Origin of the sequence: Novosphingobium organovorum, from assembly GCF_022832435.1 — a bacterium.
Classification (GTDB): Bacteria; Pseudomonadota; Alphaproteobacteria; order Sphingomonadales; family Sphingomonadaceae; genus Novosphingobium; species Novosphingobium organovorum.
In genome coordinates this window covers 1-12993 of the sequence record NZ_JALHLF010000104.1, presented here as the reverse complement: position 1 = coordinate 12993, position 12993 = coordinate 1, and the positions used below count along the sequence as shown (strand labels likewise).

Genomic DNA, 12993 nt, shown 5'->3' with positions numbered 1-12993 from the left:
GTCGCGCTCGCCGTCGTCCTGCCGGGGCTGGGCGGAGCCGCCGCGCTGCTTGGCGTCGGGCTGTGCAATTCGGTCATGTTCCCGCTCGCCTACACGCTTGCCCTGCCCGCCGACGAGCGCGACGTACCGGTGGCCGCGATGCTGCTGTGCATGGCGGTGGTCGGCGGGGCGATCGTGCCGCTGGCGACGGGTCTGCTCGCCGACATGGCCGGCCTGCGCCCGGCGCTGCTGCTGCCGGGCCTGTGCTACGGCGTGGTATTCGCCTTTGCCTTCGCGCACGGCTTGCGCCAACGGACTTTCGCATGACCGTAACCATCAAGGACGTGGCCGCCCGCGCCGGAGTTTCCCCCAAGACCGTCTCGCGCGTACTCAACGGCGAGGCCTATGTGCGCGATGCCGTGCGCGAGGCGGTGCTCGGCGCGATCGAGGCGCTGTCCTACCGCCCCAACGTCTTCGCGCGCAGCCTGTCGAGCGCGCGGTCCTACCTGATCGGGCTGTTTCTCGACGATCCGACCTGGTCGGGCTACGCCGCCGCGATGCAGCGCGGCGCGCTGCACCGCTGCCGGGAACGCCATTACCATCTGGTCGTCGAACTCGTCGACATCGACAAGCCCGGCTTCGAGGACGAGATGCTCGCCAGCATCGCCGCGCTTCACCTCGACGGGGTGATCCTCACCGCACCGGTGTGCCGCCACGACGGGCTGCTGTCGCGGCTCGAGGCCGCCCGGCTGCCCTACGTGCGCGTCTCGCCCGGCGAAAATCCGCTGCGTTCGGCGGCCGTCGACATCGACGAGACCCGCGCCGCCAGCGACATTACCCGCCACCTGATCGCGCTCGGCCACCGCGACATCGCCTTCATCGAGGGCATCCCCACCCACGCCGCCACGCCCAAGCGCCGCGCCGGGTTCGAAGCGGCGATGCACGAGGCGGGCCTGCCGGTGGACCCGCGCCGCATCGTCGGCGGCGACTTCACCGTGGGCGGCGGGCGGGTCGCGGGCGAGGCGCTGCTGTCCAGCTCCGACGTGCCCAGCGCCATCTTCGCGAGCAACGACGACATGGCGCTCGGCGCCATGGCGGTCGCCTCGCAGCGGGGCATCGCGGTGCCCGAACAGCTCTCGATCGCCGGGTTCGACGATTCCTACTCAGCGCGCATCGCCTGGCCGACGATCACCACCATCCGCCAGCCGATCATGGAAATGGCAGCGACCGCAGTCGACATCCTGGTCGACCGCCAGTACCGCGAGACGATGCAGGACCCGACCTGGAGCCGGGTCCTGCCGCATGAGCTGATCCTGCGCGAAAGCACCGCCCCGGCGCCCGCCCGTCCCTTCCGGTGATGCGCTGATGCGCTGATCCGGTGATGGCGCGCGGCACGCCCCCGCCGGGCTCGCGGCTGGAAAAGCGCGAACACTTGCCCTATCCCTCCTGCCCATGAAAAAGCCCGCCGCATCAGTGACAAGGCCAGAGCCGGAAGCGTCCGCGAAGGCCGCCCCTGCCCGCCGCGAACGCGATGCCGATCGCACCCGCGCGCAGATTCTCGAAGTGGCGACGCGCATCTTCGCGCAAAAGGGGCTTAACGGCGCGCGCGTGGACGAGATCGCCGCCGCCACCGGCACCTCCAAGCGCATGATCTACTACTACTTCGCCAGCAAGGAGGGGCTCTACGAAGAAGTCCTCGCGCGCTGCTACGCCGACATCCGCCGGGTCGAGGGCGAAGCGGGCCTGCTGGCCCTGCCGCCGCGCGAAGCGCTGCGCCAGATCGTGTCGGGCACGTTCGACTATCACATGCAGGACGGCAACTTCGTGCGGCTGGTCGCGATCGAGAACATCCAGAACGCGCGCTCAACCAGCCCACGATCGACGTGCTGCGCACGATCCTGCAACACGGCGCGGACGAAGGCGTGTTCCGCCGCCGCATCGATCCGGTCGACGTGCACTGGATGATCAGCAGCTTCGCCACCTTCAACGTCGCCAACGACGCGACCTTTTCCTACCTGTTCGACGAGGAGCCCGACTTCATCACCCGCCACCGCCGCCGCATCGCCGAGGAAGCCATCGTGCGGTTCTGCTGCGTGCCGGAGGCGTTCTAGTGGTTCGATTCTGACATTTGCAGACCCATCCCGGCCGCCAGGGGATGCAAATGGCAAAATCAATCCACTAGATCTGCATCTTGACCTGCGCCCCCGCGGCCACCGCGTCCCCGCGCAAGGCATAGCTGAAGGCACCCGGATCGACGATGTACTGCACGTCGGGCCGCACGATCAGCCAGGGCTTGAGCTGGACCGCGTAGCTCAGTTCGATCGCGGTTTCGCCCTGGGGCAGCGCGGCCATCCCGCCTTCGGGTGCGTAATCCTCGACGTAGGCGCGGCGCAGGCGCGGGTTGAGCACGGCGTTGACCACGCCAAGGCCCAGCGTATCCCTGTCACGCCCCGCGAACGCCCCGGTCTGGACCAGACCCAGACTGTACCAGCGGGTGATCTGCGCCGAGGTCCGCGGGTTCACGGTATAGGCCGCAATGAAGGCGAGATTGCGCCCCGCCTTCGCATCGCTCTGGCACCAGATCTGCTGCTGGGCGAGCGCGTAGAAACCAAAGCGCCCACCGACCTTCTGCGTCGAGCCGGGAACGCTGGGCGCCGGGATCGGGGCCCTGGCATCGAAGTAGGCCAGGCCGCGGCAGCGCATCCACACCTGGGCGTGGGCGTTGATCGGCCTCTTCCACTTCTGCGTGCCGGTGTCCGCGTCGGGCACGAAATTCGCCGGCTCACCGCTGAAAGGGACCGGCGAATGGGGCGTGAACATCGCCGCGAAGGTCGCCGCGCAGCCCAGCGCGAGCACCGCCCCGAGCCCGAAGGCTCCGGCCTTGTTCGAGCCCTGTCCGCGCGCTGCGCGCAAAGCCTGTCCGCGCGCTGCACGCAAGGCGGGCATCGAGAACGCCACCGCGCTCGCGCCCACAGCCATCAGGCGCGAGACCAGCGGCCAGAACACCAGCCCCGCATCCCACAGCGCCCACACGATCGTCAGCGCAAAGACCGCGAGATAGAGTTGCCCGCCCAGCGGATAGCGGGGCGCGGTTCGATTAATATACTATCTAGTTCGTTCTGAACGCGCCTATGCGCCTCGCGAACGCGAATCCAAGGCCAAAGCGTTTTTTGCAAGCGACGAAGTGCAATTTTCAATCGCCTATTTTCGCTATATCAAGGCGTATCCGCTATCAAGCCTGCGCACCCGACCGGCCGCATCATCAATAAACCAAATGGTACATAGTGGTTGAACCGTCGTGCGACGCCGCACGGCGGCGCCTCACCCTTCCGGCGCGACAACGAACGGTGAGCCTCCTCCCCCCCCCCAACAACTCAGACCACGCCTCAGACCACCTCCCAGACCGCTTCCCAGCCCTCGCTGCGGCAAAAGACCCAGATCGTGATCGTCGGCGGCGGCGCGGCCGGGCTCAAGCTCGGCGCACCACGACATCATCCTGGTCGAACGCAACCGCACCCACATCTGGAAGCCGCTGCTGCACGAAGTGGCGACCGGCGCGCTCGACGCGAACATCGATGAGGTGGGCTACCGCGCGCACGGCCACCACTGGGGCTACCGCTTCTTCAACGGCACGCTCGAAGGGATCGACCGCGCCAACCGGGCGATCATCATCGCCCCGCTGCGCGACAAGGACGGCAACGAGATCATCGCCCGCCACCGCATCCGCTACGATTATCTGGTGCTCGCCTACGGTTCGGTCACCAATGATTTCGGCACGCCCGGCGTGCGCGAGAACTGCACCTTCCTCGACAGCCACGCCCAGGCCGACCGCTTTCGCCACCGCCTGCTCGACCAGTGCCTGCGCGTCTCGCGCATGATGACCCGCGGCTCCGCGCGCGAGGCGCACGTGCGCGTGGCCATCGTCGGCGCGGGGGCAACCGGGGTCGAACCGGGCGCCGAACTCTACAACGCGGCCGAGGCGCTGGGGCACTACGGGCTCGAGGTGTTCGACCGCCCGCGCCTCAAACTGCACTGAGGCGCGCGGTCAGGCTGATGCGGTCAGGCTGGGGCGGTCCTGCGGCCCGCCCGCCTCAGCGCAACAGCGCGCAGCCCAGAGCCGCCTTGCCCGCCACCGCCACGATCTGCGGATCGCCGGTGCGGGTGAGCTGCTCGATCAGCGCGGTCGTGCCATGCGGTTCGCGGCGGTCACGCACGGCCTTGGCGAGGCCGCCGAGCTGGCGCAACTGCGCAACCGAAAGGTCGCGCGCCAGCGGCTTGGCGAGGCACCGGGCCATCGGCTCGGACAGCCCGAACTGGACGAGGTGGGCGCGCACCCGGCCCTCTTTGTCCATGCACCCGCTCACTGCGAGCAGGAGGAAACCGCAAAGGCCAAGCGTGCGCAGGGTTCTTACCATGGCCCCGGTATAGACCCGCGCAGCCCCGCGCGCCAGCGCGCCAGGGCCGGGCCGCCTCGCTCGGGGGACGAGCGGTGGGCGCGTCGCGGGCACCGCGACACGCCCGGCCTCTCTCACGGCTTGTGCAGCACCGCCGCGTCGAGCGGCTCGCCGTTGGCGGTATAAGCCTTGTAGGAAAGCTGGTGCGGGGCGACGTCGATCACCTGGAAGGCCTGCGTGCGCGCGGCGCTCTTGCCCGCCCAGGCAAGTTCGGCGACGTCGTACATCTTGGGCCCCGCGACAGAGACGACATAGGTCGTCCCGGCATCATCGGCGGCCGGTCCCTGCGGCCCGATCGCGCCGCGCGCATAACCATGGTCGTGCCCTTGCAGCACCAGATCGACCTTGTGCTTGTCGATCAGCGGCTTGCGCGCCGAGCGCACTTTGGGATTGTCGCGGGCCGGATCGCTCGAAAACAGCGGGAAGTGCAGGAAGAGCACCGTCCAGCGGTTCGGGTTGTGCGCCAGCAGCGCGTCGAGCCAGGCAATGGTCTGCGCGCGCGCCACTTCGTTGCGGTCGAACTGGGGCGAATCGATCGAGATCAGGCGCAGCCCCTGGTAATCGGTGTACCAATGCGTCTCGAACGCCTCGGGAACCCCCGCCGGGCCATTCTCGGTCAGCGCATCCTGGCGCATCGGCGCCTTGACGAAATCGGGCCCCGGCGTCGCCACGGCGTATTCGACCCGGCCGGGAAGGCCCGGCGCGCTGCGCCAGGTGACCGCCATTTCGTGCGCGGTATCGGCGGTCAGGTTGAGGATGATCCGCTCGGGCTCGGCGCTGGCCGGGGCGAGCGGGACAGGAGCGCTCTTCGGGGTCTGCGCGGCCAGCGGCGCAAGGCCGCTGGTGCCAAGGAGAAACGCGCCCAGCGCAACAGTGAGTGTCTTCATGATCGGGTGTTCCCAAGAGCATTTTCCGGGCAGACAAAAACCCCTGACGGCTAAGAAAATGCGTCAAAACAAAGGTCTGGAGCGGTCGATCGGAACCCGTCCGAGCGATCGCTCCGGGCTCAGAAAATGGCGTTGAAGCCGAGCGAGATCGACCGCCCGTTCTTGATGTAGGCGCGGCTCGCCCCCTCGCCCGAGGAGACGGTCTGCCAGTAGGTGTGCGCGTCGAAGAGGTTCTGGACCTGCAGCTGGAGCGAGGACGTCTCGTGGAGCACCCGGCGAAACGTGAGATCCACGAAGCTATAGGCCTGTTCGTAGGGATCGTTGCCGAAGTCGTTGATCCCGGCCAGGAACTTGGACTGATAGTTCCACGCGCCATAGACCTCCCAACCCTTGTGCTGCCAGAACAGCTGGAGGTTGGCGATCGTCTCGGGCGTTTCCATCAGCGGCAGGGTGTAGCCTTCGGGGTGCCAGGACAGCCCGGTCACCGCCTTGGAGCGTTGCAGCGTGAGGTTGCCGCCCACGCCCAGCGAACCCAGCGCGCCGGGCAGCCAGTGCAGCCGTTGCTGCGCGCTGATTTCCATGCCGTAGACTTCGGCCCACTTGCCGTTGTTGGGCATGGTGATCGCCACGCCTTCGGGGTTGATGTTCTCGCCCGCGGTGCCGTTGCGGATGTTGCTTGAGGAGGAGCGGAACAGGAAGTTCTCGATCTGCTTGTAGAACAGCGCCACCGAATAGGCCCCGGTGCGCCCGGCGTAATGCTCGAACGAAAGATCCAGGTTGGTCGAGCGCAAGGGCTTGAGATCGGGATTGCCCATCTCGATCCCGGTCAGCACCCATTCGCTGGTGTCGTTCTTCACGCCATTGGGGGCGCTGTCATAGGTGTATTCGCGCGCCGAACTCATGCGCGCGATGTCGGGACGGGCAAAGCTGGTCCAGATCGCGCCGCGCAGCTTGGTGCGCGAATCGAGGTCGTAGTTGACGTGGAGCGAGGGCAGCACGTTGGTGAAGTGGCTGCGGTCGGTGGCGTTGCGCTCCCCCTGCACCGGGTCGATGTTCCACGCCTCGATCGTGTTGCGGGTATGTTCGATGCGCACGCCGCCGATGATCTGCGCGCGGCCAAAGCGCGCGGTGGCCATGACGTAGCCGGCGAGCACGCGTTCGTTGAAACGGAAGCTGTCCTCGTCCGACAGCTCGGCGTTCGAGGGATCGACCGCAAAGCCGTCGAAGACGGAGCTTTCGCCCTTCTCGGCGCGCTGGAGTTCGGCCAGCATGGCCTCGTTGTCGATCGTCGTGCCGAGCTGGTAGAGCCCCGAATAGGCCCCGTCGAACAGGCTGGTGACGGTGTCGCCGAAGAAGGCCGAAAAATCCGCCATCGTGCCATCGGCATCGAGATCGAGGAACTCGCCTTCATAGGTGCGCCGGCGCGAATTGTAGAACTTGGCGCCCGCCTTGACCGCTTCGAGCCAGCTGTCCTCGGGCTTCCAGGTCAGGTTGAACTGCGCCTGCCACAGCTTCTCGCTGCTCGAACCCACTTCGCCCGAAAGCCCGGCAAAGGCGTATTCGGCCGGGTCCTGCACCGCCTGCATCGCCGCATCGGTCAGCAGCCACTTGGGATAGCGCGAATCCCCCGAGGAGGAGAACAGCACGCCGGTGTTGCCCAGCCAGCCGTACTTGTCGCAGCGAAATTCCAGTTCGTAGCCATCGTCGAGGTTGTCCTCGGACTGCGAGTACGACACGTCGTAATCGATCGTCAGCGTGCCCAGCCACGAGACGCCGCCCAGGTTGGCCGAGGCGAGATTGCCCGATTCGTTGATCGCCTCCCAGAACCGGCGCAGGCGAAAGCCCTGCGGGTCCTAGGTGCCCGACCCGCCGTAGAGGCTGTAGAACGATTTGGTCTTGCGGTCCGCGTCGGTGATGATCCCGTGCCGTCCTGATCGACGATCTGGCTGGTGGTGAAGCTGTAGATCCGTCCCAGTTCCTCGTCGTAGCCCACCACGCTGTCCTCGTACCAGGTGTCGGGCTGGTTATCGCCATCGACTCCGTTCTGCTCGAACTGCGACTTGCGCTTGCTCCAGCTGGCCGAAACGAAGACCCCGAAATTGTCCGAAAACTGGCGCGAGGCCGCACCCGAGATCTGCGCCGCCTTGCGGCGATCGAACTTGTCGAGCCTCCCGCCCTCGGCCGAAAGGCGCAGATACCTGGGCGCCTGGTCGAAGGCCGTCGGGGTCGAAATGTCGACCGAGCCGCCCAGCGCATCGCCGTCGCGGTCGGGGGTCAGCGTCTTGAAGACGGTGATTTCCTTGATCCCGTCGGGGGGGCAGCACCGACAGCCGCACGCCGCGGTAGAACACGTCGTCGCGCGAACCCGCGCCGCCCAGCCGCAACCCGTTGATCGAGTAGTTGTTCAGCTCGGTCGACAGCCCGCGCACGATGATCGCCGCGCCCTTGCGGCTCGTTTCGACTCCCGAACCGGCGAGCAGCCGGGCCAGCGCCTCTTCGTGACTCAGGCGCCCCGAGACGCCGGGGCTGGTCCGCCCGCGCAGCGCTTCGGCCCAAGCCGCGATCGGCAATCCGGTCACGCGCGAATACTGCTTCAGCGCCCCCGACAGATCCTGCGCCGGGATCGCGAAGTCGAAAGTCTGCACACGCGCGGCCTGAACCGGGCAAGGTGTGGAAATACCGGCAAGACAGGCAAGCGAAAGGGCCAGCACCGAAACACCGGCGCGTGGGCTCAATTTGGCAATCATGAAAGTCACCCCAATATCGAAAAAGTCGATGTTCGGAGTGCAAGACGGCGCAACTGTTCGCAACCCGACAGTATTTTTTAAATTTTATTCAATGACATATTTAAGTATTTTTTGCGAAGGGCGTTTTACCGGACAACGCTGCGCTCCAGCACGATACGCCCCGCCTCGCGGTGCCAGGCCAGCCCTTGCGTGGCGCAGATGATGTCGAGCGTCTGCGGCGGATCGGCGATACGGAAGCGTCCGCTCAGCCGCAGTTCGCCCAGCGCACACGGCGCAAGCACTACCGGCTCGGGCGAGACCCGGTCGAGCTGCGCCACGATCGTGGCCAGCGGCGTGTCCTGCGCCTCGAACCAGCCGTCCATCCCGTCGGGCCGCGCCCCGCTCACCCCGGCGCGGCGCTGCACCGCCGCGCCGGAGACGACAAGGCCACTTCCCGCAGGCAGCTCCCACGAATTGTCCCCCTTCGCGACCCGCACCAGACCACGATAGACCCGCACCTGCTCGGTCCCGGCGTCGCGCCGCTCGACATCGAACGCGGTGCCCAGCACGGTAATCCGCGCGCGCCCTCGCGCCGTAGCCAGCGCCGCGCCGAGCGGGCGCGCGGCACAGAGGCACCAGGCGCCTCCATCGGCGGCGCGCACAGGCCTTCGCCCTTGATCGGATCGTTATCGTTGCGCGCGACGCCGGTTCCCAGCGCGCGCGACAGCGCACCGGCCTCCCACAAGGCGGCCATCCGCCCGAACGCCTCGGCGTGGCGCGGATCGGCGCCGATCCAGTGATCGAAGCCCGCCGCGGTCGCGCTGTCCTGCACCGGTGCGTGCATACGCTGGACCCAGGCGGCGGCCTGCTGGTCGATCTCGGTGTGTCCGGACGCCATCATTCGCTCCACCCCGCCGGGTCGAGCCCGGCGCGGTCCATCGCGCGGCGCAAGTCCACCAGGGCGCGGGTGATGTGCTTTTCGACCGCCTTGCTGCTCAACGCCAGTTCCGCGCCGATGCTGCGGCAGCTTTCCTGATGCAGCCGCCGCCGCACCAGCACCTCGCGGCGCAGCGGCGGCATCCGGTTGAGGCAACGCTGGAACACTTCGAAAGCCTTTTGCGGATCAAGGATACGGTCGAGCGACGGCGCCTCGCAGACCGGTTCGACCGCGCTCCCCGCATCGAGCCCGGCCCCGCTGCGGCTTTCGAGCCGGGCGTGATCGACCAGAAGATTGCCCGCGATACGAAAGGCCAGCGCAAACACGCTGCCGATCGCCTGCGCGCGCGATGACGACGATCCGCGCGACCGTCTCCTGCGCGATATCCTCGGCCAGATCGCGGCTGATGCGGCGGGCGAGCAGATAGCGCACGAGCTCGGCGTGCGTGGCTTTCCAGTCCACCTCCGCGCCGGGCGGCGACGCGCTCTCCTCGATAGTGTCGTAGCAGGGCCCCATGCCCCCCTCGCCGACGCGAAGAGCGCGCCCTAGAGCGGCAAGATGACAGGGCGAAGTCGGGCCCCGTCCCGTGTGCGCGGTGGCCGGGGCCCGACTTCTGGATCGCCTCCTTAGCGGTCCGTAGAGACCGGGGCGAAGCCCATCAGCGCGCGACTTGCGCGGCTTGAGTGGGCGAATAGCGCTCTCCCTGCACCGGAAAGGCGGCCAGCGCGGCGTCGATCGCTGCGCGCTGCTCTGCGCTCAGGACCAGATCGGCGCTGGCCAGGTTCTCGCCCAGCCGGTCGATCCTGGTGGTGCCCGGAATCGGCACGATCCAGGGCTCCTGCGCGAGCAGCCAGGCGAGCGCGATCTGCGCGCGGGTTGCCCCTTGCGCCGCCGCGATCGCGCCCAATCGTTCGACCAGCGCGATGTTGGCCTGGCGGTTTTCTTCGGCAAAGCGCGGCAGCGTGGTGCGAAAATCGCCCTCGGCCAGCGGCGTATCGGCCGCGAACGCACCAGTCAGAAAACCCCGGCCAAGCGGGCTGAACGGTACGAAGCCGATGCCCAGCTCGGCGCAAAGCGGCAGGATTTCAGCCTCGGGTTCACGCCACCACAGCGAGTATTCGCTTTGCAGCGCGGCCACCGGCTGGACCGCATGGGCGCGGCGGATTGCCTCCGCGCTCGCCTCGGACAGGCCGAAGTGGAGCACCTTGCCTTCCGCGATGAGGTCGCGCACCGTGCCCGCGACATCCTCGATCGGCACGGCCGGATCGACGCGGTGCTGGTAGAACAGGTCGATGCGGTCGGTGCGCAGGCGTTGCAAGGACTGTTCGGCCACCGCACGGATGTGTTCGGGGCGGCTGTCGAGCCCACGGCCCAGCCCACCCTCGCGAAAGCCGAACTTGGTCGCGATGACCACATCCTCGCGGATCGGTTCGAGCGCCTTGCCGACCAGTTCCTCGTTGGTGAAGGGGCCATAGACTTCGGCGGTGTCGAACAGGGTCACGCCCTTCTCGTGCGCGGCGCGGATGAGCGCGATGCCCTCACCCTCTGCCACCGGCGTGCCATAGGCGTGCGAAAGCCCCATGCACCCCAACCCAAGGGCCGAAACCTCAAGCCCGCTTCGTCCTAGTTCGCGCGTGTGCATAATGTACTCCCGGTATCGCTGAAGAAAGACCCTTGCGCGCAGGGCGCGTGAACGGGTCCGTGGAACGCCAGGTGAGATAGGTTGGACGCGGCCATGCGATTAGGGCATAAAATCGGCATGCACTTATCATATGGATTCATCAATGTACGGCGCGCGCCATGCAACGTGACGATCTGATCGACCTCAACGCCTTCATCGCCATCGCCCAGGAGCGCAGCTTCACGCGCGCGGCGGCGCGCATGGGCCTTTCGCAATCCGCGCTCAGCCACAAGATCCGCCGGCTGGAGACGCGGCTGGGGGTGCGGCTGCTGTCGCGCACCACGCGCAGCGTCGCGCCGACCGACGCGGGCGAACGCCTGCTCGAAGGCATCGTCCCCGCTTTCGACCAGATCGCCGACCAGCTCGATATCCTGGGGGACCTGCGCGAAAAGCCGGCGGGCCTGATCCGCATTACCGCCCCCCAGCACGCCGCGCAGACGATCCTGTGGCCTGCCGCCGCGAAGATCATGCACGCCTATCCCGAAGTTTCGTTCGAAATCAGCGTCGATCCGGGCATGCGCGACATCGTGGCGGACCGTTTCGACGCGGGCATCCGGCTTGGCGAGCAGGTCGCGCGCGACATGATCGCGCTGCGCATCGGACCGAACCTGCGCATGGCCGCGGTCGCGACGCCCGCCTATTTCGCAACCCACGGCGTTCCGCTCGGCCCGCAGGACCTCGCGCAGCATCGCTGCATCAACTTGCGCTTCACCACCGCGGGCGGCCTCTACGCCTGGGAGCTGGAGAAGGACGGCCGCGAACTCAACGTGCGCGTCGAAGGGCAGGTCATCTCGAACAACGCCGACGTCGTCGTGCGCGCCGCGCGCCAAGGGCTGGGCATCGCCTACCTGCCCGAGGACTACGTGCGCGAGGACATCGCCGCAGGGCGCCTGCTGCGCGTGCTCGAGGACTGGTGCCCGCCGTTTCCCGGCTACCACCTCTACTACCCCAGCCGGCGCCAGCCCAAGGCCGCCTTCGCGCTGCTGATCGAGGCGCTGCGCTACCGCGACGCGCGGCCCCAGCCCGCCCCCGATCCGGCACCCGCTCATTCATGAACCTGGTGCATAAGCCCTATCGGCGCACGGCATCTGGAACACGGCGCATAAGGCCCTACATCGGCGGCGTGCGACAAGTGCCCCGGCGTGACCGGTGCCTTGCGCCCATCGTTCTTCGGGGTTGCCGGCACGCCCGTGTGCGCGGAAGCCCTCTTCGTTGCCCGAGCCACTGGAGCCTTGCATGAAAACCACCGCCTTCGCCGCGCACGATGCGCATTCCGCGCTCGTGCCCTTCGAATTCGAATACCGCACCGCGCGCGCCAACGACGTCGTGTTCGAGGTGCTCTACTGCGGGGTGTGCCATTCGGACATGCACATGGCCCGCAACGACTGGGGCGGCACGACCTACCCGGTAGTGCCCGGCCACGAGATCGTCGGCCGCGTGATCGAGGTTGGCGCCGAGGTCACGCGCCACAAGGTGGGCGACATCGTCGCGGTCGGCTGCATGGTCGACAGCTGCCAGCACTGCGACCAGTGCGACAAGGACCAGGAGCAGTTCTGCCGCGAAGGCATGACCCAGACTTACAGCTCGCCCGACCGGATCGACGGCGAACTGACCCGTGGCGGCTACGCCAAGCACCTCATCGCGCGGGAGGATTTCGTGCTTTCGATGCCCACAGGGCTCGATGTCGCCAAGGCCGCGCCGCTGCTCTGCGCCGGGATCACGACTTATTCGCCGCTCAAGACCTTCGGGGTCACCGCGGGCAGCCGGGTCGGCGTCGTCGGCCTGGGAGGCCTGGGCCACATGGCGGTCAAGATCGCCGCCGCGATGGGCGCGCATGTCACCATGATCAGCCGCACGCCGGACAAGCGCGCCGACGCCGAGGAACTGGGCGCGCACGCCTTCCTCCTGTCGAGCGACGGCGAGGCCATGGCCAAGGCCGCCAACAGCTTCGACGTCATCATCGACACGGTTCCGGTCGACCATGACATCAACCCCTATACCCCGCTGCTCGACATCGACGGCACGCTCGTCCTCGTCGGCCAGATCGGGCCGCTCGGCCAGCCGACCACGATCCCGCTGGTGATGGGCCGCCGGCGCATTGCCGGATCGCTCATCGGCGGCATTGCCGAAACGCAGGAAATGCTCGACTTCTGCGCCGAGCACAAGGTGCTGCCCGATGTCGAGATGATCGCCATCGACCAGATCAACGAGGCCTACGACCGGCTCGACCGCAGCGACGTGCGCTACCGTTTCGTGATCGACATGGCGACCCTGGCCGCCCCGGCCGCCTGACCCTCAGGAGCGCCGCCCGCCGCGGCGGCGCCCCGGC

At 67.6% G+C, this 12993-nt stretch carries 11 protein-coding genes and 4 pseudogenes; 6 read left to right on the top strand and 9 right to left on the bottom strand.

What is annotated here, in order from left to right:
• The 3 genes and pseudogenes from MTR62_RS17490 to MTR62_RS17480 form a co-directional block, all read left to right on the top strand.
• Positions 1–306 (top strand): annotated as a pseudogene (locus tag MTR62_RS17490) (MFS transporter); the annotation flags it as partial.
• Entirely contained in the window at positions 303–1337 is a 1035-nt protein-coding gene (locus MTR62_RS17485; RefSeq protein ID WP_244023332.1) for a LacI family DNA-binding transcriptional regulator, read from the top strand. The pseudogene MTR62_RS17490 and the gene MTR62_RS17485, both read left to right, overlap by 4 nt.
• 94 nt (positions 1338–1431) lie before the next feature.
• Positions 1432–2090, top strand: a pseudogene (locus tag MTR62_RS17480) (TetR/AcrR family transcriptional regulator).
• Positions 2091–2157: 67 nt separating this feature from the next.
• On the opposite strand, the gene MTR62_RS17470 reads toward MTR62_RS17480, so the two are convergent.
• Positions 2158–3012, bottom strand: a complete 855-nt coding sequence (locus tag MTR62_RS17470; RefSeq protein WP_244023326.1) for a carbohydrate porin — start codon at positions 3010–3012, stop codon at positions 2158–2160.
• Between the two features lie 387 nt (positions 3013–3399).
• Here MTR62_RS17470 and MTR62_RS17465 point away from each other — a divergent pair.
• A pseudogene (locus MTR62_RS17465) lies at positions 3400–4003 on the top strand (NAD(P)/FAD-dependent oxidoreductase); the annotation flags it as partial.
• 67 nt (positions 4004–4070) lie between these two features.
• Here the strand turns inward: MTR62_RS17465 and MTR62_RS17460 are convergent.
• From MTR62_RS17460 to MTR62_RS17430, 8 genes and pseudogenes are all read right to left on the bottom strand, one after another.
• Entirely contained in the window at positions 4071–4394 is a 324-nt protein-coding gene (locus tag MTR62_RS17460) for a hypothetical protein (protein WP_244023324.1), read from the bottom strand.
• A 113-nt stretch (positions 4395–4507) separates the two neighbouring features.
• Positions 4508–5320 carry a metallophosphoesterase family protein gene (locus tag MTR62_RS17455; RefSeq protein WP_244023322.1) on the bottom strand — a complete coding sequence of 271 codons (813 nt, stop codon included), beginning with the start codon at positions 5318–5320 and terminating at the stop codon, positions 4508–4510.
• 119 nt (positions 5321–5439) lie between these two features.
• Positions 5440–7056 (bottom strand): TonB-dependent receptor domain-containing protein, encoded by a 1617-nt coding sequence (locus MTR62_RS17450; RefSeq protein WP_244023320.1) that lies wholly within the window; start codon positions 7054–7056, stop codon positions 5440–5442.
• 288 nt (positions 7057–7344) lie between these two features.
• Complete coding sequence (locus tag MTR62_RS17445) at positions 7345–8067, bottom strand: hypothetical protein (protein ID WP_244023318.1); 723 nt, start codon at positions 8065–8067, stop codon at positions 7345–7347.
• A gap of 125 nt (positions 8068–8192) precedes the next feature.
• On the bottom strand, positions 8193–8708 hold the full coding sequence (locus MTR62_RS17440) for a FecR family protein (RefSeq protein ID WP_244023316.1): 516 nt from the start codon (positions 8706–8708) through the stop codon (positions 8193–8195).
• Positions 8709–8800: 92 nt separating this feature from the next.
• Positions 8801–8944, bottom strand: a pseudogene (locus MTR62_RS21655) (FecR/PupR family sigma factor regulator); the annotation flags it as partial.
• A complete protein-coding gene (locus tag MTR62_RS17435; protein WP_244023314.1) occupies positions 8944–9309 on the bottom strand; it encodes an RNA polymerase sigma factor in 366 nt (121 codons plus the stop codon). The gene MTR62_RS17435 and the pseudogene MTR62_RS21655, both read right to left, overlap by 1 nt.
• A gap of 332 nt (positions 9310–9641) precedes the next feature.
• Entirely contained in the window at positions 9642–10625 is a 984-nt protein-coding gene (locus MTR62_RS17430; RefSeq protein WP_244023312.1) for an aldo/keto reductase, read from the bottom strand.
• A gap of 158 nt (positions 10626–10783) precedes the next feature.
• On the opposite strand from MTR62_RS17430, the gene MTR62_RS17425 reads away from it, so the two are divergent.
• Both MTR62_RS17425 and MTR62_RS17420 read left to right on the top strand, forming a co-directional pair.
• A complete protein-coding gene (locus MTR62_RS17425; RefSeq protein ID WP_244023310.1) occupies positions 10784–11719 on the top strand; it encodes a LysR family transcriptional regulator in 936 nt (311 codons plus the stop codon).
• Positions 11720–11900: 181 nt separating this feature from the next.
• The gene (locus tag MTR62_RS17420; protein WP_244023308.1) at positions 11901–12956 is read left to right on the top strand and encodes an NAD(P)-dependent alcohol dehydrogenase; all 1056 of its coding nucleotides are present in this window, start codon (positions 11901–11903) and stop codon (positions 12954–12956) included.
• Positions 12957–12993 lie beyond the last annotated feature (37 nt).